The 21,041-nt window shown below is 73.5% G+C and carries 20 protein-coding genes; 11 read left to right on the plus strand and 9 right to left on the minus strand.

The features are described from left to right. The first annotated feature begins 86 nt into the window (after positions 1–86). Positions 87–1,208 carry a PP2C family protein-serine/threonine phosphatase gene (locus JF597_RS32070; RefSeq protein WP_294003316.1) on the plus strand — a complete coding sequence of 374 codons (1,122 nt, stop codon included), beginning with the start codon at positions 87–89 and terminating at the stop codon, positions 1,206–1,208. 400 nt (positions 1,209–1,608) lie between these two features. Beyond that, the gene (locus JF597_RS32075) at positions 1,609–2,664 is read left to right on the plus strand and encodes a hypothetical protein (protein WP_294003318.1); all 1,056 of its coding nucleotides are present in this window, start codon (positions 1,609–1,611) and stop codon (positions 2,662–2,664) included. A 4-nt stretch (positions 2,665–2,668) separates the two neighbouring features. Here the strand turns inward: JF597_RS32075 and JF597_RS32080 are convergent, their stop codons facing one another. Together JF597_RS32080 and JF597_RS32085 are read right to left on the minus strand one after the other, a co-directional pair. Beyond that, positions 2,669–4,642, minus strand: a complete 1,974-nt coding sequence (locus tag JF597_RS32080; protein ID WP_294003320.1) for an Ig-like domain repeat protein — start codon at positions 4,640–4,642, stop codon at positions 2,669–2,671. 115 nt (positions 4,643–4,757) lie between these two features. Continuing rightward, complete coding sequence (locus tag JF597_RS32085) at positions 4,758–5,519, minus strand: NPP1 family protein (protein WP_294003322.1); 762 nt, start codon at positions 5,517–5,519, stop codon at positions 4,758–4,760. Positions 5,520–5,731: 212 nt separating this feature from the next. Here JF597_RS32085 and JF597_RS32090 point away from each other — a divergent pair, with 212 nt between their 5' ends. Both JF597_RS32090 and JF597_RS32095 read left to right on the plus strand, forming a co-directional pair. Next, a complete protein-coding gene (locus JF597_RS32090; protein ID WP_294003324.1) occupies positions 5,732–6,421 on the plus strand; it encodes a hypothetical protein in 690 nt (229 codons plus the stop codon). A gap of 349 nt (positions 6,422–6,770) precedes the next feature. Then, a complete protein-coding gene (locus JF597_RS32095; RefSeq protein WP_294003327.1) occupies positions 6,771–8,114 on the plus strand; it encodes a helix-turn-helix transcriptional regulator in 1,344 nt (447 codons plus the stop codon). A 213-nt stretch (positions 8,115–8,327) separates the two neighbouring features. Here the strand turns inward: JF597_RS32095 and JF597_RS32100 are convergent, their stop codons facing one another. Together JF597_RS32100 and JF597_RS32105 are read right to left on the minus strand one after the other, a co-directional pair. Next, positions 8,328–9,110 carry a hypothetical protein gene (locus JF597_RS32100; RefSeq protein ID WP_294003330.1) on the minus strand — a complete coding sequence of 261 codons (783 nt, stop codon included), beginning with the start codon at positions 9,108–9,110 and terminating at the stop codon, positions 8,328–8,330. Positions 9,111–9,329: 219 nt separating this feature from the next. Continuing rightward, positions 9,330–9,902: a TetR/AcrR family transcriptional regulator gene (locus JF597_RS32105; protein WP_294003332.1), complete on the minus strand. Its 573-nt coding sequence runs from the start codon at positions 9,900–9,902 to the stop codon at positions 9,330–9,332. A gap of 96 nt (positions 9,903–9,998) precedes the next feature. On the opposite strand from JF597_RS32105, the gene JF597_RS32110 reads away from it, so the two are divergent. Both JF597_RS32110 and JF597_RS32115 read left to right on the plus strand, forming a co-directional pair. Next, the gene (locus JF597_RS32110; protein WP_294003334.1) at positions 9,999–10,889 is read left to right on the plus strand and encodes an SDR family oxidoreductase; all 891 of its coding nucleotides are present in this window, start codon (positions 9,999–10,001) and stop codon (positions 10,887–10,889) included. A 99-nt stretch (positions 10,890–10,988) separates the two neighbouring features. Continuing rightward, positions 10,989–11,966, plus strand: coding sequence for a nucleoside hydrolase (locus JF597_RS32115; RefSeq protein WP_294003336.1), 978 nt, complete (start codon positions 10,989–10,991; stop codon positions 11,964–11,966). A 113-nt stretch (positions 11,967–12,079) separates the two neighbouring features. On the opposite strand, the gene JF597_RS32120 is transcribed toward JF597_RS32115, so the two are convergent. Then, on the minus strand, positions 12,080–13,033 hold the full coding sequence (locus JF597_RS32120; RefSeq protein WP_294003338.1) for an LAETG motif-containing sortase-dependent surface protein: 954 nt from the start codon (positions 13,031–13,033) through the stop codon (positions 12,080–12,082). Positions 13,034–13,284: 251 nt separating this feature from the next. Between JF597_RS32120 and JF597_RS32125 the strand changes: the two genes are divergently transcribed. After that, positions 13,285–14,931 carry an alpha-amylase family glycosyl hydrolase gene (locus JF597_RS32125; protein WP_294003340.1) on the plus strand — a complete coding sequence of 549 codons (1,647 nt, stop codon included), beginning with the start codon at positions 13,285–13,287 and terminating at the stop codon, positions 14,929–14,931. Positions 14,932–14,937: 6 nt separating this feature from the next. Here JF597_RS32125 and JF597_RS32130 read toward each other — a convergent pair whose 3' ends face one another. Beyond that, on the minus strand, positions 14,938–15,723 hold the full coding sequence (locus tag JF597_RS32130) for a DUF4142 domain-containing protein (protein ID WP_294003342.1): 786 nt from the start codon (positions 15,721–15,723) through the stop codon (positions 14,938–14,940). Between the two features lie 251 nt (positions 15,724–15,974). Between JF597_RS32130 and JF597_RS32135 the strand changes: the two genes are divergently transcribed. After that, complete coding sequence (locus tag JF597_RS32135; protein WP_294003344.1) at positions 15,975–16,712, plus strand: DUF6445 family protein; 738 nt, start codon at positions 15,975–15,977, stop codon at positions 16,710–16,712. A 138-nt stretch (positions 16,713–16,850) separates the two neighbouring features. After that, a complete protein-coding gene (locus JF597_RS32140) occupies positions 16,851–17,597 on the plus strand; it encodes a DUF4232 domain-containing protein (RefSeq protein WP_294003346.1) in 747 nt (248 codons plus the stop codon). A 16-nt stretch (positions 17,598–17,613) separates the two neighbouring features. Here the strand turns inward: JF597_RS32140 and JF597_RS32145 are convergent, their stop codons facing one another. Together JF597_RS32145 and JF597_RS32150 are read right to left on the minus strand one after the other, a co-directional pair. Further along, positions 17,614–18,564, minus strand: coding sequence for a formylglycine-generating enzyme family protein (locus JF597_RS32145; RefSeq protein ID WP_294003348.1), 951 nt, complete (start codon positions 18,562–18,564; stop codon positions 17,614–17,616). Positions 18,565–18,617: 53 nt separating this feature from the next. Beyond that, complete coding sequence (locus JF597_RS32150; RefSeq protein WP_294003350.1) at positions 18,618–18,947, minus strand: hypothetical protein; 330 nt, start codon at positions 18,945–18,947, stop codon at positions 18,618–18,620. Positions 18,948–19,097: 150 nt separating this feature from the next. On the opposite strand from JF597_RS32150, the gene JF597_RS32155 reads away from it, so the two are divergent. Further along, positions 19,098–19,766, plus strand: coding sequence for a hypothetical protein (locus JF597_RS32155; protein WP_294003352.1), 669 nt, complete (start codon positions 19,098–19,100; stop codon positions 19,764–19,766). A gap of 84 nt (positions 19,767–19,850) precedes the next feature. Here the strand turns inward: JF597_RS32155 and JF597_RS32160 are convergent, their stop codons facing one another. Beyond that, the gene (locus tag JF597_RS32160) at positions 19,851–20,204 is read right to left on the minus strand and encodes a VOC family protein (protein WP_294003354.1); all 354 of its coding nucleotides are present in this window, start codon (positions 20,202–20,204) and stop codon (positions 19,851–19,853) included. A gap of 118 nt (positions 20,205–20,322) precedes the next feature. Here JF597_RS32160 and JF597_RS32165 point away from each other — a divergent pair, with 118 nt between their 5' ends. Beyond that, complete coding sequence (locus JF597_RS32165; protein ID WP_294003356.1) at positions 20,323–20,988, plus strand: SDR family NAD(P)-dependent oxidoreductase; 666 nt, start codon at positions 20,323–20,325, stop codon at positions 20,986–20,988. Positions 20,989–21,041: the final 53 nt, after the last annotated feature.

Consider the following 21,041-nt stretch of genomic DNA (forward strand, 5'->3'; position numbering starts at 1 on the left):
AAGTCGGTCAGTACTCCCGGTACGACGTTCCGTACGGCGCTTCCCCCGACGTGCGAGGCGCCCCCGCCCGTGTTTCCCTGACTCTCGTGACCGACCACCAGGCCCTGCGGCGGCGCAAGGAGCTGCTGTGGGCCAGGGGCCGGAGCATCGGCTGGGTGGCGCCGCTCCTGCTGCTCGCCGGGATCACCGCGGTCGACCTCAACACCACGGAGCGGTTCCGGATCGTCTCCTGGATCGTGCTGGTCCCCGGCATCGCGGCGGCGCTCTGCGGGGTCTGGACGACGGCGGTCTTCGCGGTGCTGTCGGTCCTCGACTACGTCGCCGTGGACCACGCCTGGCCCCACGAGTACCGGGCCGGGCTGCCCGACTACATCCTGGTCGCCTTCGCGGGGCTGCTCGCCGTCCTCGCCTGCCTGATCCGCAAGAACGGGGAACGGCGGATGCTGCACATGCGGGACATCGCCGAGACGACCCGGCGTACCGTGCTGCGGCCGCTGCCGCAGGGGTGGGCCGGGCTGGAGCACGCGGCGGTGTACCTGGCCGCCGACACCCAGGCCCGGGTGGGCGGCGACTTCTACGACATCCAGCCGGGGCGGTACGGCACGCGGGTGCTGGTCGGGGACGTGCAGGGCAAGGGTCTGGGGGCGGTGGAGACGGCGGCGGCGCTGCTGGGGACGTTCCGCGAGGCGGGCTACCACGAACGGGACCTGGCGACGGTGGCCGACCGGCTGGAGACCCGGATGATCCGGCACCGGAGCCACACGGTGGCGCTGGGCCGCAACGACGGCGACCGCTTCGCCACGGCGGTCCTGCTGGGTTTTCCGCCGGACGCCCCGGACGTCGTGGAACTGATCAACTTCGGCCACGAGCCGCCGCTGGCGGTGGGGCCGACGGGGGTGCGCTCCCTCCCCCCGGGCGGCGGGCTCCCCCTCGGCATGGCCGACCTGACCGTGTCGGCGGGCCCGCCACCGACCCTCACCGTCGCCCTCGCCCCCGACGAGACCCTCCTCATCACCACGGACGGCGTGACGGAGGCGAGGAACAGGGACGGCGCCTTCTACCCGCTCCCCGAGGCAGCCACCCGGGCCCCCTCCCCCGACCCCGCCCGCCTCGTCGCCCACATCCGCGACGGCGTCCTCCGCCACAGCCGCGGCCGCCTCACCGACGACACCACCATCTTCGCGGTACGCCGCACCGGTACCCCTTGACGCCCCGTAAGGGGCGCTGGAGGTACCCCCGGCCGAAGGCCGGGGGAGGAACGGCGCGACCGGCTACGACGGTGCGGCACTCCGCGACCGGCCGGTGGGTCGGCGGTGGGTGGCGGTGGTTCGGCGCCGCCGGGTCGCGCTGTCGTGGCTGAGCACCGTTGCGGCGGGAAAGGGGGCGGCGGAGAAGAACGGGGAAGACTGGGGCACCGGCAGGGGGGGACGGGGGCGGCCGGAGCAGGTGTCAAGGGGAGCAGGGGCAGGGAGGGTGGTCTCGGGGAGCCTCTGGGGTGGGCGTACCGGTCCTTACCCGGCCCAAACCTCCCCGGTACGCCCCGCTTTGCAAGCGCAGCGGTTACCGTGCTGGCGTAAGTGAAACCGGGGAACAAAGGGGGAGGGCCCGATGCCCGGAACCGTGCTGCTGATCGCGGTCTCGCCGACAGGCAAAGCGCGCATGGTGGACGCGGCCTCCGTGCTCTCCGTGCTCGCGGCCGTGCCCCCGGCGATACTCTCCGGCACCGAGACCGCGAACGTCGTCGAACTCGCCGATCCCCTGGAGCCGCAGGCCGTCCTGACCCGGCTGCGGGCCGCCGCGGCCGCCCCCGGTCCGCTCACCGTGTTCGTCACGGGCCAGTTGCACCTGGACCGCAAGCAGCGGCTGCCCCATCTCGCGCTGGCCCGGACCACGCCCGCCACCGTCCGTTACACCGGCCTGCCCTGGCACTGGGTCCGCGAGGAGCTGCGACTGCGGCCGGCCGGGGCGACGACGCTGGTGCTCGACCTGTACGCGGACCCCGAGGTGTGGGAGCGGTTGCGTACCGTTCCGCTCGACTTCGGGCGGAACAACGCCGTGCACGGGCGGATCGCGCCGCCGCCCGCCCGGCGGGAGATCGGCTCACCGTCGTACATGAAGGCCGTGGCGACCGTGCTGAGGAGCGGGCACCGGCCGGCGATGGCGGAGCTGCACCGGCAGGTGGTCGCGCGGCTCGGGGCGGAGGTCGCCTCCGACATCCTGCTCAGCACGCACACCCCGGCCGGCGGGGACCCGCACGACGCGATCAGCGCGGCCGTACGGGACGGGCGGTACGCGGAGGCGGACGAACTCGCCGCCCGCTGGGAGCAGGCGGCCGCGCGGGCGCACGGGCCGGCCTCCGAGGACGCCCTGCACTGGTCCGAGGTCCGGGCCGACCTCGCGATGTTCGCGGGGGACGCGGCGCGCAGCTGCCGTACCTGGCTGACCGTGGCGCACGCCCGGCTGGCCGCGGGGCAGCCGGCCGACGCACCGGCCGTCGAGGCGGCCGTGGACCGGGCCCACCACCAGTGGGGCGCCATCAAGGACACGGCGCGGGCCCGTGAACTCGGGCCCGCGCTCGCGGAGTTGAGACTCAGGGTGCCGGGCCGCCGGGAAGGTGCCCTGGACCATGTCCAGCAGCACCTCCGGCAGCTTCAGACCAGCTGACCCGCTAGCTCGTGAACGTGAAGTACTTCCAGGCGCCGTACGTCGTGGAGTTGACGGTGTCGCCGGACGTGCCGTTGATGTAGTCGGAGCGGACGCGGAACCGCCAGCCGACGTCCTCCTTGTGGCTGCCGGTGAACTCGACCTTCGAGACCCCGCTGGTGGCCAGCGCGAAGTACTTGGAGTTGTCCGCGTACCAGGTGCCCTGGTAGTAGACCTGGAGGTCGAACCGCTGGGCACGGCCGCCGTAGTACGGCATCTTGGTCGTGAACAGCGGGTTCTTGGTCTTGTGGAAGTAGTAGTAGGTCTGGCCCCAGGCCTTCTTGCTCTTGTACTGGCGGCTGACCGACATGGAGATGCTGACCTTCGCGCCCACGGAGCTGGACACGGACCGCGGCTGCCAGCGGGCGTCGCCCGCGAACTTCGCGGTGACCTTGGTGTCCCGCTTGAGGTCGAGGACCGCGGACAGGTTGCCGTGCGAGTCGACCTTCCCGGACTTCACCAGCTTGTTGGGCTTGTCCGAGCCGAACGGGTCGGCCCAGAGCTCCACCGTGCGGTTCTTGTACGTCGTCCCGAGATGGGCCGTGAACTTCACGTCCTTCCCGTACGCGTACACCTTGCCGTTGTTGTTCAGCGTCAGCGTCGGCTTGGCGCGCGAGACGTCCACGGTGTCCTTGCCGGAGGCGGCCGCGTGTTCGGCGTCGCCCGCGTAGGAGACCTTGTACGTCACCTTGCCGCCGGCCGGCGGGGCGTCGGTGAAGGAGTAGGTGCCGTCGGCCTTGACCGTGACGGCGGGCAGCGCCTTGCCGGCCGGGGAGTCCAGGTCGGTACGGGTGACCGAGACCTGGGTGCCGGCGGGCAGCGCGACCGTCGAGGAGACCGCGCCGGTGACCGTGAGCTGCTTGGCGCGCGTGGCCGTCGCCGGGGCGTTCACCGTGACGGTGGTGGCCGCGCGGCCCGGGGTGTCGTACTCGCGCAGGGAGTACACGCCCGCGTCGTTGGACGTCACCGCGAACAGGCGGGACTCGTCCGGCGCCCAGGCCAGCCCGCCGGGGGCGAGGGTGTCCGCACCGCTGGAGTGGCCGGTGTTCGGGAAGTCGTAGGAGCGGACGGCCTCGCTGCTGCCCGGGTGGAAGATGTAGACGTCCGGGTCGTACCAGGCGAAGCTGCCGCCCGCGACCGTGCCGTCGGGCGCGATCGCGACGGAGTTCGGGTAGGCGGTGGTGGTGTACTTGCCGTCCTCGTTCAGGTCGGACGTCTTGAACACCTGGTGGTAGTACGGCGCTCCGCTCGCCACCACGACGTCCTTGCCGTCGGGGGTGACCTGGAGGTCGCCGAGGTTGCTGCCCGCCTCGCGGGTGCTGGCCAGCTTGGCGGCGGTACCCGAGGAGACGTCGTAGGAGGCGACCGTGGCCGGGCTCAGGCCCAGCTGGCCGGCGACCAGGGTGTCGGTGCCCGGCGCCGCGTCCAGGACCGGCGCGGAGTACCAGCTGTTGTCCTGGTTCAGCGTGACCTCGTGCTGGTCGCCGGTCAGGTCGACGGAGCCGATGTTGCCGGCCGCGTCGCCGCCGTAGCCGAACCACAGCTTGCCGCCCGCGAGGGCGACGCTCAGCGGCTTGTCGCCGACCGGGTACCGGGTGGTCTCGGTGTCGGTCGCGGTGTCGATGACGGCGATGGCGTCCAGGTCCTGGACGGCCGCGTAGAGCGTGCCGGAGTCGGCCGACAGTTCCAGGCCGCTGACCCCGGAGAGGTTGGTGGTGAGCTGCTTGACAACGTTTCCGGCGTAGTCGGTGACGACGATCTTGCCGTTGGCCGGGTCGCTGATGAAGACCTGCTGGTGGGCGCCGTCGACGACGATGTCACCGGTCGACTTGATCGGCAGCGGGGCGCTGGTGTCGGCGAAGGCCGGAGTGGCGGCCAGGGCCGCGGAGCTGAAGAGGACCGCCAGGGTGGTGGCGGCCGTGACGGTGCGCATACGCACGCTGATTCGAACCCCCCGGATCGAATGAAGTGGGCGCCACGGAACGCGGCCCCTATGTGTGCGTGCTGTGGGCCGCGTGTGGCGGATGTCATGAAGACTAGGTCATGCCACTGGCTCAGGCGTAGGGGTCGAACGTGATCGCGCTCGGCTTGGCCTTGTTGAGGTGGTCGTCGAACTTGGCGTCCTGGAGCGGGAGGTTCGCGTCGCCCCAGTCCGAGGCGTTCAGGATGTCGCGCAGGTTGGAGGCCATGTTGTCCCAGGTGAGCAGGTTCTCCTGGTGCCAGGCGGCGTCGTCGTTCTCCGGGGCCTCGCCCCACTTGGCGAACCGGAAGTCATGGGTGCTCAGGCCGTCCTTGTGGTAGACGACCTGGACGCGCTGGCTGCTCATCGGCACGTCGGCGACGGCCTCGGTCTCGAAGTCGCCGTGCTGGGAGGCGGACAGGTACGACGGGTAGTCGGCGCCCTGCTTGACCCAGACGACGATGCACTCCCAGTCGTGGCGGTGGCCGATGCCCGGGGAGGCCTCGTCCTTCTCGAAGTAGCTGGCGTAGATGATCCCGCACCAGCCGTTGTTGCACTTGGCCCGCGAGTAGGTGTTGGCGTGGTCGAGGTGGCCGGAGCGGCACTGGCCGGTGACCGAGCCGGTCGGCTTCAGACCGCCGTTGAGGTTGCCGTCGGGGTCGATGGCGGCGGCCGGGTAGCAGCTGTCGGTGTCGTAGTCGTACAGCGGCTCGAAGAACTTCTGGAACGTGGTGGCGTTCTCCGGCAGGTTCTGCAGCACGCCGGCGGAGGCGCTGAACGGCAGGGCGACGGTCAGCGCGGCGGCGCTGCCCATGACGGCGGCGGCTCGGCCGAGGTGACGGGTCCTTCGGGACATCGGGGGCTCCAGTCGACGGTCCACGCGATTGGTTCCGGACATGACATCCGGTCGGGGAGAGACTGGCGGGTCGGGGCGTGCGGGGGAAAGGGCTTTCCGTAAAACGGGGGACGGCTTTTCGTCGAACTGAGGCCGGGGCGTTCACAGGTTGGAGCTCAGACGGGGGACGGGGGCCCCGGCGGGGCGCCCGGAGCCCACGGCGGGACGGCCGGGTGCTGTTCACGGCCGGGGCCTCGGACACGCCGCTCACCGCACTGGACCCGGACGGCCGGCTCGTGGCCGCCTGCCCTTCGGGAGGCACCCCGCAGGTCTGGGACACCGCCACCGGCCGCGTCCTGCGCACCCTGCCGCCCGTGCCGGTCCCCGTCTCGGCCGACCCCCACCTGCCCGTCGTCCCCCAGGACGCGAAACCCCTGCTCGCGTTCAGCGCCGACGGCACCCGGTTCGCGTACGGCGTCTCGGCGCCCGGCCGGGAGGCGGTGGCCCAGCCGGTCACGGTCTGGGACGTGCCGCACGGACGGCCCGTGTCCTCGGTGGACCTGCCCGGCGACGCGGTGCTTGAGATCGCTCTCGGTCCGGCCGACCGGACCCTGTACGCGGCCCGCGACACGTCCGCCGGCGTGGTGGCCGACGAGGTGTGGGACGTGGCCCGCGGACGTCGCGCCTCGGTCGTGACCGGGGTGGCCGTGAGCGACCTCGGCGTCCGCCCCGACGGCGGTCTGCTGGTCGGCGACGGCAGGGCGACCCGCCTGCCGTCGGGCCCGACCTACGCACCCGACCTCGTCCAGGGCGAGGAGGTCGACGCGCTGTCCTTCGCCGCCGACGGCTCCCTGCCGGCGGCCGGCGACCAGACGGGCCGGGTGGCCCGGTCCATCACCGCGAAACTGCCCGCCGGCGAGTGAGCCGGCTGTCATCCTGTGATCGTCCTGCTAGCGGCCGACGGCTTGGTGCGCCGCGGCGGGAGCGGGGGAACCGGGCGCGTTGTCCGTCGCTCTGGCCGGGCCGGCGTTCGCGGCGGTGATGAGCGCGGCCACGGCGATCACCGCGGCCGCGACACTCCTCGCGGTGGGGGTCCCCCCGATCGAGCGCACTCGGAACCGGGGGCGTGCGGTGGGGCGTGCGGATGTGCGTCCGAGCACGGCGACCTCGCAACAACAGGGGCGGGTTAAGCACGTTTAATCCGCGGTTTAACCTAGGGGCAGGCAGAGCTCAACGGCAAGAGGTCCAGGGGGAGTTGGGGGGAATGGCAGGATGCAGGAGCGGGACGATCCGGAGACCATAGGGCGGCGGGTGCAGCAACTGCGCACCGAACGGGGGCTCACCCAGCGGCAACTGGCCGAACCGGCCTACACGCCGGCCTACATCTCCACGCTGGAGGCCGGGCGGGTACGGGCCTCCGACGAGGCGCTGCGGCACATCGCGGGCCGGCTCGGCGTCGGCTTCGAGGAGCTGGCCAGCGGGCGCCCCGCCCACCTCGCCACCGACCTGAGGCTACGGCTCACCGAGGCACAGCGCACCCTGGCCACCGGTGCGGCCGAGGCCGCCGCCGCCCAGTACGCGGGCCTCTTCGCGGAGGCCGAGGCGCACGGGCTCGCGGTCGAGCAGGCCACCGCGCTGCTCGGGATGGGCGAATGCGCCCTGGACACCGGCGATCTGGGGCAGGCCAGGGAGTACTTCGAGCGGGCCGAGCTGTGGACGGCCGACGAGCCGCTCCCGGTACGGGTACCGGCGATCCGCGGCCGCGCGGTCAGCCACTACCTCGCCGGTGAGCTTCGTTACGCCGTCTACCTGCTTGAGTCCACGCTCGACGAACTCAACCGCGGCGGCCTGCACGACCCGGACGCCCTCCTGCTCCTGTACGCCTCCGCGATCGGCCCGTACATGGACATGGGCGCCCACGCCCGTGCCGCCCAGGCCGCCGAACTCGCCCTCGCCCTCGCCCCGCAGGCCGGCGACCCGGCGCTGATCGCCCGGATGCACCGGTCCGTCGCCCGTACCCTGCTCGCCGAGGGCCGGGTCGCCGAGGCCGACGCCTCCCTGGCCAAGGCCGCCGAGCTGTACCGCCAGCTCCAGCTCCGCACCGAACTGGCCAACTGCCACTGGATGCGCGGCTACGTCTGCGCCCAGAACGGCGAACTGGAGCGTGCGGAGGAGGAGCTGCGGGAGGCCCTCGCCATGCTGTCCGAGACCCGCGCCGCCCTGTACCGCAGTCAGGCGGCGGTCGAACTGGCCGACGTCCTGCACCGCCGGGGCAAGTCGGACGAGGCCGCCGAACTCCTCCACGACGTGCTCGGCGACTTCTCCTCCGAGCGCGGCGCGGTCCACTCGGCCGCCGCGCACCGGCTGCTGGGCATCATCGCCGAGGACGCCAGGGACACGGAGGCGGCGGAGGAGCACTACGTACGGGCGCTGAGCCTGCTGGAGCGGGCGGGCGCGGCCGGCGACCTGGCGGACCTGTGCCGGCTGCTCGGCGACCTGCTGCGCCGCACCGGCCGGGTGGAGGCGGCGCTGGACGCCTACCGCACCGGCCTCGGCCACCGGACGGCCCCGGGCACGACGACCCTGGGACCGGCACCGGCACAGCCGCCCCTGTAGGACCGCGCCGGGCCCGCCGAAGGCGCCCTGGCCGGGCCCTAGGGCCTGTCTGACAATTCCCGTCTGCAGCGCGACGCCATGCACGCACTCTCGCCGCACCGGCCCCAGACCCAAGTACGTCCAGTACGAGGGTCTGGGGCCGGCACGCCGAGAGCACGCACCTGACGCCGCGCGGCCGTCCTTCGGGCGACGACGCGAATTGTCAGACAGGCCCTAGGCCTGCGCCCGCCCCTTCTCCCGTACCTGGGCGAGGCGCTGGACGCCGATGTCGAGGGCCTGCTCGGTGGTGCCGTCGGGGAGGGTGCCGAGGGCGCCGGCGGTGAGGACGATCGCGTCGTCGCCGACGCGGACGACGGCGACGTCGAGGGTGAGGGTGGTCGGGGCGTCAGTGGCGGTGGGCTGCGCGGTGAGGGTCATCCGGAGCCCCTGGCGCGCGTCGCCGAGGTCGTGCGGCAGTGCGGCGTCGGTGACCTGGACGGCCTCGGTCCCGGCCGCGGTCGTCTGCGCGGTGAACTGCCCGCAGGTGCGGGGCAGGGTCCGCAGCCAGGCCAGGGTCCGCTCGACGTCGGCGGAGCGGCTCGCGTCGACCTGGTAGCGGAGCTGGGCCGCGTCGTCGCCGTCGTCGAGTGCGGTGCGGGCCTGCGGGCCGGCCGGGGCGCCGAGTAGTTCGTCGGTGTACAGGGCCTCCAGGAGGCGCTGGCAGTCGGCCTGTCCGGTGGCCGCCTTGAGCAGGCCGTCGTGCCAGGTGGCGGTGCCGTCGGTCGCCGTCCACGGCACGCCGAGGTCGCCCTCGTCGATCAGCGCGGCCTGCGCCTGCTCGATGGTGAGCGCCGGGGTGCCGGACGCGCCGGACGCGCCGGGTGAGGCGGCCGGGGCGGCCCGTTCGGCGGTGGTCGCGCTGGCGGCCGGGGCGGAGGCCGCCGGCGGCTCGGCGGCGGTGCAGGCGGTGCCGGCGAGGAGGCCGACGACGGCGAGACCGGAGGCGATGGCTTTCATGCGGGGCCTCTCCAGGACCAGGACTCGGGAGCAGCGCAGCGCGGACTCAGCGCAACGCGTGCTCCCACGCCACCACCGCCGGCCCCCGTCCGCCACCGCAGCGGTCCGTCCGGGTGAGTCCCCGTGCGGTGCCCTGCTGCCGGGCGGGCACGGGCCGCCGGGAGACCCGTCCGCTCCGCCCCGCTCCCCGCCCTCGCGCTGTGGGAGTGACCCGGCCCGCTACCTCAGGGCCGCGGTCGCCTCGCGGAGTTCGGTCAGGGAGGCGCGGGCCAGGGCGGGGAGGGGGCGGTCGTTCGCCGGGGTGATCCAGCGGGCGAAGGCGGCGGAGAAGGCCTGGGCGCCCAGGTGGGCGGCGAGGGAGGCGGTGGGGTCGGGTACGCCGCGGTCGTGGAGGGCCGTGGCCAGGGTCGTGGCGAGGGTGAGGTTCTTGAACGCGGCGCGTTCGCGCAGCTCGCCGTGGCTGCCGACGACCTGCATCAGCCGTGGGCCGAACGCGCGCTGCTCCGGGGTGAAGGAGCCGGCCAGGGCGTCCAGGGCGGCGGCCACCACCTCCAGCGGGGTCGCCGTGGCCGGTGCCGCCGCGGCTCCCTCGGCCAGCAGCCGGCCGTGCTCCTCCTGGCCCGCGAACAGCACCTCGCGCTTGTCCGGGAAGTGCCGGAAGAACGTCGTCTTGGTCAGCCCGGCCCGCTCGGCGATCTGGGCGACGGTGGTGCGGTCGTACCCCTGCTCGCCGAACAGGTCGATCGCGGCTTGCACGAGGCGCAGTCGTGCGTTCGGTTCCCATCGGGCCATGGGGACAGCCTAGGTGATGTGACTCGGTACCGTCACAGGGGTATGGTGACGGAACCGAGTCACATCACCTTCTTCTCGTCCACCGGGAGAGCTGTCATGCGTGTCTTCGTCACCGGCGCCGGCGGTCACATCGCCTCCGCCGTCATTCCGGAACTGCTGAACGCCGGGCACGAGGTCGTCGGCCTCGCCCGGTCCGAGAACTCCGCGGCGGCCGTGAAGGCCCTGGGCGCCGAGGTCCGCCGCGGTGACCTGGAGGACCTGGACGGCTTGCGGGCGGCCGCGGCCGAGGCCGACGCGGTCGTCCACCTCGCCTTCGACCACGCGGCGATGGCCGCCGGGGACATGGCCGGGGCGGCGGCCACCGACCGGACCGTGGCGCAGGCCTTCGGCGAGGCGCTCGCCGGGACCGGCAAGGCGCTCCTGGGGGTCGGCATGGGCCACGGTGACGGCAACGAGCACCTGGGCGCGGCGTACAGCGCCAATCCGCGGATCGCCACGGGGCGGCTGTTCGGCGAACTCGCCGAACAGGGGGTGCGTGCCGTGCTCGTCGGGATTCCGCCGGTCGTGCACAGTGCGCGGGACCGGAGCGGTTTCCTGCCGACGCTGATCCGGATCGCGCGGACCACGGGCGTCTCCGGCTATGCCGGGGACGGTTCCAACCAGTGGTCCGCCGTGCACACGCTGGACCTCGCCCGGCTCTACCGGCTGGCGCTGGAGAAGGCGCCGGCGGGCGCGGAGCTGCACGCGGCGGCCGAGGAGGGCGTCGCGGTGCGGGACATCGCCGAGGTGATCGGGCGGCGGCTGGGGGTCCCGGTGGAGAGCGTCCCGGAGGACCGGCGCGCCGAGCACTTCGGGTTCTTCGGGGCGTTCGTGTCACTGGACGTGCCGGTCGACAGCACGCGGACACGGGAGTCGCTGGGGTGGGTGCCGGTCGAGGCGGGGATACTCGCCGACCTCGAGGAGGGGCATTACTTCAAGGGCGAGTGATCAGGGGTGGCTGCCGGTGGGCGGGTGCGGCAGGGCGAGGCAGGCTGCCGCGTCGTTCCGTCGTCCGCCTAGAGTCTGGGCAGACGGAAGGAGCGCCCCATGACCGGCCAGCCCATCCCCGTGATCATCGACTGTGACACCGGTGTCGACGACGCCCTCGCCCTGCTGTTCGCCGTGCGCCACCCGGGGCTGGAGCTGCGGGCGGTGAGCTGTGTCGCCGGGAACACGGACGTGGACGGGGTGGTCCGGAACACCCTGACCGTGCTGGAGCGGGCCGGGGCCGCGGACGTTCCCGTCGCGCGGGGGGCCGAGCGGCCGCTGATCGAGGCGGCGCGGTCGGCGCGGCATGTGCACGGGACGGACGGGATGGGCGACCTCGGACTCCCCGCGCCCACCCGCCGCCCCGCCGACGTCGACGCCGTCACCCTGCTGCGCCGCGAGATCCTCGGCTCGCCCCGTCCGGTCACCCTGATTCCCACCGCGCCGCTCACCAACATCGCCCTGCTGCTGCGCACCCACCCGGAGGTGACCCGCAACATCGAGCGGATCGTGTTCATGGGCGGCGCGGTCGCCACCGGGAACGCCACCCCGGTCGCCGAGTTCAACGTCTGGCACGACCCCGAGGCGGCCGCCGTCCTGCTCACCGCCGGTGTGCCGATCACCATGTACGGCCTGGACGTCTTCCGGCGGGTCGTGGTGCCGGGCGCGGAGGTACGACGGCTGCGCGCGAGCGCGGAACCGGGGGCCCGGCTCGCCGGGGAACTGCTCGCGCACCGGCCGGCCGCCCCGGATCCGGACGGCGACGCGCCCGACGGCGACGACCCGGCCGGCGGCCTCGGGGACGCGGGCGCGGTCTGCGCCGTGGCCGACCCGGCCGGTCTGACCACCCGGCTCCTCCCGGTCGAGGTCTCCCTCGCCCCCGGGCCGACCCGGGGCCAGACCGTCGTCGACCGCCGCCCCCGCCCCGGCGAGGCCGAGATCCACGGCGAGGCCCGCGAACAGACCCTGGTGGACGTGGCGCTGGACGTCGACGTCGAGCGGTACGTGAAGCTGCACCTGGAGACCGTGGCGGGCTGATCCCACCGTAGGCGAGGGGTACCTCGGCGAGTGGGCCGAGCGCCGGCTCGGCCGCGGACGCGTACGCCCCGGCCGTCGCTGACGGCCGGGGCGTACGGGCGTACCCGGAGGGATCAGGCGCGGGTCGCCTTGCGGCGCCGGGTCGCGACGACGATCGCGCCGCCGCCGGCCAGCAGCAGGGCCGCGCCGCCGGCGATGTAACCGGTGCTGGAGTCGGCGCCGGTGTGGGCCAGGTCGCCGCCACCGCCGGAGTTCGTGCTCGGGGCCGGTGCCGGGGTGGTCGTCGAACCGGACGGGGAGGGGGACGCGGCGGCCGTGCCGGTCGCCGAGCTCTCCGAGGGCGCCGGCTCGGTGGTCTGCGCGGCCGGCGGGGTGGACTCCGGGGCCGAGGCGGGGGGCGACGAGGACGCCGGGGCGGACGGGGACGGCGAGGACGACTGGGTCGTCGAGCAGTCCTTCGTCCCGCCGTTCCAGGACGCGATCAGCTTGTCCTTGATGACCGCGTGGTCCGGGCCGGCCGGCAGGTCGCCGTGCTCGAAGCCGTCGTGGGCGTCCGTCTTCCCGTCGAACTTCGTCGCGCCCCGGTAGAGGTCGATCTGCGCGAAGCAGCCGGCGTCCGGGACCGCGATGTCCAGGGAGTCGGTCTGGCCCTGCTTGACCGTCACCGAGTCGAAGTCGACGAAGATCTGCTGCCCCGAGGTGGCGAAGGAGGGGCCGTGGGCGAGGTAGGAGGCGAGCGAGGCGGTGCAGGAGGCCGCGTCGGCGGCGGCGCGGACCTTGAGGTGGACCTTGCCGTCGTCGGTGACCTTCAGGTTCTGGTCGTCGACCTTCACCGAGTCGAAGAAGCCGGAACCGTCGATCGAGAACTGGCACTTGTCGGTGCCGGTCTCCGTGCCGGCACCGGTGCCGGGGCTGTAGTGGCCGCCGGACTTCCAGCCGTCGCCGCCGGGAGCGCCGCCGTGGGCCCAGGCGCCGGACGCGCCGGCGACGGAGACGGCACACAGGGCGAACGACGCGACGCCCGTCCCCAGCAGGCGGCGCGCGGTGACATGTCTGGCTATGGACATGGATATCCCATCGTGAATGCTCGCGGAGTGCGAAGAAACACCGGGCCCATTCATCGCATGCGCCACAGCGTCCGCCCATGGTGGTTCGGCGCGCGGAACCCTGTCAACCTGCGTTGTTTCGCGGGTGGTTGGGGGTCCATCACAACTCCCTCGCAAGGGGAATGATCCCATCCGTGCAGTGTGAAGGTTCCCTTTCTCGGCAATATGGACAGGCTTCTGGTTGCCTGCTCCCCCGCCGGAAAGGAACGCGCGTGGTCGACCTCTCCTCCAGGAATCCCGACTGGTGGCGTCAGGCCGTCATCTACCAGGTGTATCCGCGCAGCTTCGCCGACGCGGACGGCGACGGGCTCGGTGACCTCAGGGGCATCACCGGGCGGCTCTCCCATCTGGGCGCGCTCGGCGTGGACGCCCTGTGGCTCAGCCCGTTCTACCCGTCCGAACTCGCCGACGGCGGCTACGACGTGGCCGACCACCGCGACGTCGACCCGCGCCTGGGCACCCTGGACGACTTCGACGCGATGGTCGCCGAGGCGCACCGGCTGGGCCTGAAGGTGATCGTCGACATCGTCCCGAACCACACCTCGCACCTGCACCCCTGGTTCCGCGAGGCCCTGCTGGCCGGCCCCGGCTCCGCGGCCCGGGAGCGCTACGTCTTCCGCCCCGGCCGCGGCGCGCATGGTGAACTCCCGCCCTCCGACTGGCAGTCGGTATTCGGCGGCAGCGCCTGGCGCCGGGTCCCGGACGGCGAGTGGTACCTGCACCTGTTCGCCCCCGAGCAGCCCGACCTGAACTGGGGGCACGAGGAGGTCCGCGCCGACTTCCGCACCACCCTGCGCTTCTGGTCCGACCGGGGCGTGGACGGCTTCCGCGTCGACGTGGCGCACGCCCTGGTGAAGGACCTCGCCGAACCGTTCAGGGACGTGGCCGAGTTCGGCCCGACCGGCGAGGAGGCGTTGGAGCGGGTCCCGCCCGGCACCCACCCCTACTGGGACCGCGACGGGGTGCACGAGATCTACCGCGACTGGCGCGGGATCTTCGACACCTACAGCCCGCCCCGCACGGCCGTCGCCGAGGCCTGGGTGCCGGACGCGCGACGGGCGCTGTACGCCCGCCCGGACGAACTCGGCCAGGCCTTCAACTTCGAGTACCTCCAGACCCCCTGGGACGCCGGGGCGCTCCGCGAGGTCATCACCGGCTCGCTCGCCACCGCCCGCGCGGCCGGCGCCTCGGCCACCTGGGTGCTCTCCAACCACGACGTCGTACGGCACGCCTCCCGGCTGGCGCTGCCGCCGGGCACGGACGAGAACGCCTGGCTGCTGTCCGGCGGCCGCACGCCGCGCGTCGACGTCCCCCATGGCCTGAGGCGCGCCCGCGCCGCCACCCTCCTCATGCTCGCGCTGCCCGGCTCGTCGTACGTCTACCAGGGCGAGGAACTCGGCCTGCCCGAGGTCGCCGACCTGCCCGGCACCGTCCTCCAGGACCCGATCTGGGAACAGACGGGCCACACCCGCAAGGGCCGCGACGGCTGCCGGGTGCCGCTGCCGTGGACGGCGGACGGACCGTCGTACGGCTTCGGGGCCGGCGGTGCCTGGCTGCCGCAGCCGGAGTGGTTCGGGCCCTACGCCGTCGAAGCGCAGGCCGGTACGGAAGGCTCCACCCTGGAGCTCTACCGCACCGCCCTGCGGCTGCGCCGCAAGCTGCTGGACGGCGAGACGCTGACCTGGGCCGAGGCGCCCGCGGGCGTGCTGCACTTCGCCCGGACGGAGGGCTGGCGGTGCGTCGCGAACGTGTCGGACGCGCCGGTGCCGCTGCCGCCGGGCGAAGTGCTGCTGGCGAGCGTGCCGTTGCCGCATGACGGCACGCTGCCGCCCGACACCACGGTGTGGCTGGGCGCCTGAGGTGACTCAGCCGGCGGTGGGCGTGGCGCCCGGGGTCGCGTTCACCGCGTTGCCGTCGGCGTTGCCGGTGCCGACACCGGCACCGCTGCCCGTGAAGCCGTTCTCGCCCGGGAGGGCCGGCGGGCTGGTCGTGCTGTTGACCGGCGGGGTCAGGACGACCTCCGGCTGGCCCGCGGCCGGGGGCGGCGGGGTCAGGTCGGTGGCCGGCAGCTTCGGCGGGGTGGTCTCCTGGAAGAGCACCGATGGGAAGTCGACCAGGCCGGTCTGCTCCATCACCGTGATGTGGTCCAGCACCGTGGCGTTGGCCTGGTCGGCCAGGATCCGCACCAGGGTGTTCCGGGTGGTCGAGCGGATCTTCGCGATCGTGTTGAAGATCGAGCCGTGCGTCACGCGCAGGATGTTGGCGAAGTCCGTGTCGAACTTCTTCCCGGTGTCCGCGGTCAGGGTGTTGACGAACCCCTGCTGCTGCGGAGAGGGCAGGTTGGGGATGGTGATGTTCAGCATCGGCGCGATCTTGCGGCAGCTGGCGTCCAGCGCGGCGTGCCCGTCGATGAGGTGCTTGCTCGCGGTGATGACCGCCTGGGACTGGCCCTTCTTCAGGCCGAGCTGGCCCACGGGGTACTCCCACAGCCCGGCCGCCCGCACCTTCACCACGAAGTCCCGGTCGCCCTCGGTGAGCGGGCCCCACTGGGTGTTCGCGATGATCCGGTTGGTGTCGCTGGACACGGTGTTCAGGCCCAGCATGCTCGGGTAGGCGAGTGCCGCGAGGGTGAAGCTGAGGGCTCCGCCCACGAAAAGCGTTCCCGTCGCGTTCCGCGAAAAGCGCACCGGTGCCTCCTGCCGGTCGGGGATCCCGCGCAGGGGCGGGGGTCGGACTCCGGTGAATACGGATGGGGAGGCCACCGGAAACCTTTTGGTTTGGTAAAGAACTTGTGAGGGTCGTCTCTGCCGGGGGCGCCGTCGCCCCATGTCCTGGCCACGAGAAGGTGATGGTTCTTCCAGGTGAGAGTGGTCATGACAAAGTCGCGGGCAGGCTTCGCCGCATGCCCCCACAGTCATCCCCCCGCATCCCCCGCAGCCCCCGCCTGCCCGGCGCTTCGGCCGGCCGGGGCCCCGCCGCGCGACCCGCCCTGCCCGTCCTGCCCTACCGCAAGCCCACCAGGGGCCGCGACTACTGGGTGTTCGACGACGTCCTCCCGGACGTGGACGCGGTACGGGAGCGGTGCCTGGCCAAGGACGACTGGGTCCAGGGATACCCGCACACCTCGGAGACCTGGCCCGGACTGCGCACCATGCCCGGCCTGGAACCCGCCGAACTCGCGGTCGTGGAGGGGCTGGTGCGCAAGGCCACCGGCGCCGGGAAGCTGTGGGTGCAGCAGGCGCCCGGCGGCGGCACCCTCAACCACAACTGCGTCCAGGTGGTCGGCGAGGGCGAGAGCGAGCCGCGCCCGCACACCGACTCGCGGGCGCTGTGCCGGTACGCGGCGGTGCTGTACCTCAACCCCGGGGTGGCCAAGGACTGCGGCACCGCGTTCTACCGCCAGTCGCTGCCCGGCGGCCGGCTCGGCGGCAACATCGTGCAGGCCCCGCACAACAACCTCGTCGAGGCGCTCGGCACCCGGTTCGTCCCCGGCGACCACTTCGAGGAGGACGTCCGTGTCCCGCACAGGTACAACCGGCTGCTCCTCTACAACGCCAACCTGGTGCACAGCGCGACCGGTTACGCGGGAAAGACGCTGGAGGAGAAGCGGATGACGGCGGTGTTCTTCTGGATGGCGTGAGGCTTCGCCGTTTGTCACAGCCGGTGTGACACGACCACGACGGGCCCGTGACGGCGATCCCCGAACTTCCCCCAACGGGGCCGCATCGAAAGGGGTGTCCGGCAGAGAGCCGGGAGGACACCGTCGCTGGGGGATCCCATGTCGAAGCTTCGCAACCGCCGTACGAACGTCCGCAAGGCCGCTGTCGCCGTGACCGGTGCGGCCGCGCTGCTGGCCCTGCTGACCGCGTGCAACGGCACCGCGAGCGGCTCCGTCAGCGCCGACGGCGGTTCGGCGGCCCCGGCCGCGGGCGACTCCACGACGGCCGACGGCTCCACGGGCGGCTCGGGCAGCGGTTCCGCCGGCAGCGGTTCCGCCGGCACCGGGAGCAGCGGCGGCGGGAGCACCTCGGGCGCGTCGGCGTCCGGCGGTTCGTCCGCGACCGGGGGCGGCTCCACCGGCGGCTCCTCCTCCGGCGGTTCCGCCACCACCGGCTCGGTGCCCGCCTGCCAGGCCTCCCAGCTCGGCTACTCCTGGGCCGACCCCGGCAGCGGCACCGGCCAGCAGAAGCACGCGGTCGTGGCGCTCACCAACAAGAGCGGCCACGCCTGCACGATGTACGGCTTCCCGGGCGTCGACCTGGTCAACAGCGGTCAGCAGTGGTCGCTCCGGCGCACGAACGCCACCGCGAAGCGGGTCACCCTGGCGAACGGCGCCTCCGCCGACTTCACGATCACCTTCCTGGTCTCGGACCAGAACGACTCCACCGCGTTCACGCCGACCACCGTCGTCATCACCGCGCCGAACCAGCGCACGTCGTACGACCTGCCCTGGCACGGCGGTGCCGTGGTGCTCCAGGACGGCGCCACCCACCCGGGCACGTACGTCGGCCCCGTCGGCGAGTGACCGCGGGCCCCTTGCCTCACCCCGCGTCGCGGGCGCAGCGGAAGCCGGTGTGGCCGGTGGAGCTGTCGGGGGTGTTGGCGGTGCGGGCGGCGACCCGGTAGCGGTTGCAGTAGGAGGCGTGGCAGAGGTGGGAGCCGCCGCGCATGACGCGGGTGCTGTGCCCCGGGCCGCCGTCCGCGCCGCCGTCCGTGCCGCCGTGTTCAGTCGTCCACCGGTCGGCGCACCACTCCCACACGTTGCCCGAGGTGTTGTGGAGGCCGTACCCGTTGGGCGCGAAGGCGTCGACGGGCGCGGTCCCGCGGTACCCGTCGGCGGCGGTGTTCCGGGTCGGGAAGGTCCCGCGCCAGATGTTGCACCGGTACTCCCCGTCCGGGTCCAGCTCGTCGCCCCACGGGTAACGGGCCTGCTCCAGACCGCCCCTGGCCGCGTACTCCCACTCCGCCTCGGTGGGCAGCCGCTTGCCGGCCCAGGAGGCGTAGGCGGCGGCGTCGTACCAGGAGACGTGCACGACGGGATGCCGGCCGAGCCCCTCCAGCCCGCTGCCCGTCCCGGCCGGCTCGTGCCAGGCGGCCCCCGCGACCGCACACCACCAGGGCGTCTCCGGCGGCCGGGGCGCACCCCGGCGCAGCGCGGCGGGCAGGAACCCGGCGAAGACGTACGACCAGCCCAGCCGTTCGGCGTCGGTGACGTAGCCGGTGTCGGCGACGAACGCGGCGTACTCGTCGTTGCTCACGGCACACGCGTCGACGAGGAACGGCGCCACCCGCACGGCCCGCACCGGCCCCTCCCCGTCCGCCGGGAAGCCGTCGGCGTCCTCGGCGCCCATCAGGAACTCACCGCCGGGCAGCGCGACCGTCCCGGAGCCCCCGGCGGCACTGCCGCCGGGGACGGGCAGGGGCCGCACCGACGGCCGCGCGGGCCGGGCGGGCGCGCAGCAGGCGGACGGCGGCGGCTGGGTGGACTCCATGACCGGAGTGTGGCGCAGCCGCCTGTGGCGCCGGGCCGCGGGGCCGTCGGAGGTCAGCCGAGGAGTTCGCGGACCGCGGCGGCCGTGTTGAACACGGCCGGGAGGAGGAAGATCCCGCCGAAGAGCATCCAGGCACAGCCGAGGACCCGCCGCGTGCGGGTGGGCGGTGCCGGCTCGCGCCCGGAGCCGCCCGGAGCACCTCCGCCGAGTCGCTGCGTGAGCCTCGTCCGCCCGAAGGCGTCGGCGGTCAGGGTGCGTCCGGTACGACGCTGTCGTCGCCCCATCCACAGCGCGACGGCGGCGACCACCGCCGTGAAGGCCGCCAGTCGCAGATGCTCGCCGGGCGTATCGGCGCCGGCGAGGTCGACGGCCAGGTACGACATGGATCTCCCCCCGAGGTCACGACGCGCACATCTCTTCATACCCGGTCCGGTGCGTCAACCGAATTGACCGGTGCCGGGCGCCGGGTCCTCGCGTCGACCGCCGCCGACCAGCGATAATCGCCCCATGGCACCCTCCTCGTCCGCCGCCGCGTGAACGTCACCCGGTTGCACGGCCGTCTGCTGCCCGACCTGCTGTCGGTCGGTGCCGGGTACCCCCTGGCGCTGGCCGGCGATTACGCGGCCCAGGTCCACGGCCTGTTCGACCGTCCCGGCCGGACCGTGGACGCGGCCACGCAGAGCCCGGCGCCCATGCGGGCGATCGCCGGGACGGTCGTGAGCGGCCTGCGCGAGCGCGGCTGGCGGGTCGACGCCCGGGAGACGGACCCCCTCTCCGCGCAGCTCGTCGTCGGCGACGCGGTCGCGGAGGAGGAGGGCGAGGTCAACCTCCTCAAGGAGGCCCTCTGGCATCCTCCCGTCCGGACGGAGTTCGGCCCGGCCCTCGCCCTCGAGGACGTGGTCGGCATGCGGGTCTGGGCCCTGGCCGACCGTGGCCTGCTCCGCGACCTGCTGATCGTGCACGCCGCCGCGGACCGCTGGACCCTCCCCGAACTGGAGGACCTCGGCCGCCGGCACGCCCGCGACACCTTCGACCTCGCCGACCTCCAGTTCCGGCTGACCGGCACGGACTGGATCGACGACCGGGAGTTCGCGAGGCACGGTCCCGACGGTGCGGAGATCACCGCCCTCCGCCAGTGGGCCCAGGCCTGGGCCGACGACATCGCGGAGCGCCTGATCGAGGGCCGGCCCCCGGAGGACTGACGCCCGGCGAGGTCAGCCGGCCGCCTGCTGCCGCTGCTCCATCGCCGGCACCCCGACCGCTGTGCGCATGCCCACGGTGTGCTGTCAGGCCGGCTGCCACAGTTCGACGCGGTTGCCCTCGGGGTCGGTGACCCAGCCGAAGCGGCCCACGCCGTCCATGTCCTGGGTCTCCTCGGCGACGTCCGCGCCCTTGGCGCGCAGCTGGGTGAGCATCGCGTCCAGGTCGCGGACCCGGAAGTTGAGCATGGTCTGCTGGGCGGGGGAGCCGAAGTAGCCGGTCCCGGACTCGAAGGCCGCGAACACCGTCGGCCCGGCCGGCTGCTGCCACAGGCCGTGGTCGTCGGTGTCCAGGCCCAGGCAGTCGCGGTACCAGGCGCTCAGGGCCGCCGGGTCGGCGGACCGCAGGAAGTACCCGCCGATTCCAAGCACACGTTCCATGCCGCCATGGTGCCAGGACGGGGCCGACGCGCACGTGTGAAGTCGCGGGACGCGCGGTACGGACGTAGGGGCAAGCGTGCCGTGTCATGCCGTGTCGTGTCAGCCGTCGGGAGTCGTCGTGAGCAGTGTTGCCATCGTGGGGGCCGGGCCCGGGCTGGGGGCCGCCGTCGCCCGGCGGTTCGGGCGGGAGGGGTACGGGGTCGCGCTCGTGGCGCGGGACGGGGAGCGGCTCGCGGCGCTGGCCGGGGAGCTCGCCGGAGAAGGGGTGCGGGCTCGTGGTTACCCGGCGGACGTGAGGGACCCGCTCGCCCTCGCGGGGGCGCTGGCGCGGGCCGCCGAGGAGCTCGGGACCGTGGAGATCCTGCAGTACAGCCCCGTACCGCAGCGGGACTTCATGCAGCCGGTCCTGGAGACCACCCACGCGGACCTGCGCGGGCCCGTCGAGTTCTCGGTGTACGGGCCGGTCGCCGCCGTGCAGCAGGTGCTGCCGGGGATGCGGGAGCTGGGGCGAGGGACGATCCTGCTCGTCAACGGCGGTACGGCCGTCATCCCGCACCCCGACCGGGCCGGGACCTCCATCGCCTTCGCCGCCGAGAGCGCGTACGGGCATCTGTTGCACGACCGGCTCGCGGGGGAGGGAATCCACGTGGCGCAGCTGGTCATTCCGGGGGCCATCGTCGCCGGGCACCCCCGTAAGGACCCCGCCGTGCTCGCCGACACGCTGTGGGGGATGCACCGCGACCGGCACGGGTTCCGGCACTACGCCGACGACCTGGAGAGCTGAGGGGCACGGCCGCACCGGCTCGGTGCCGATCCGGGCGAAAGGTTCGATCTGCG

It is taken from the genome of Streptomyces sp. (assembly GCF_019510245.1).
GTDB lineage: Bacteria > Actinomycetota > Actinomycetes > Streptomycetales > Streptomycetaceae > Streptomyces.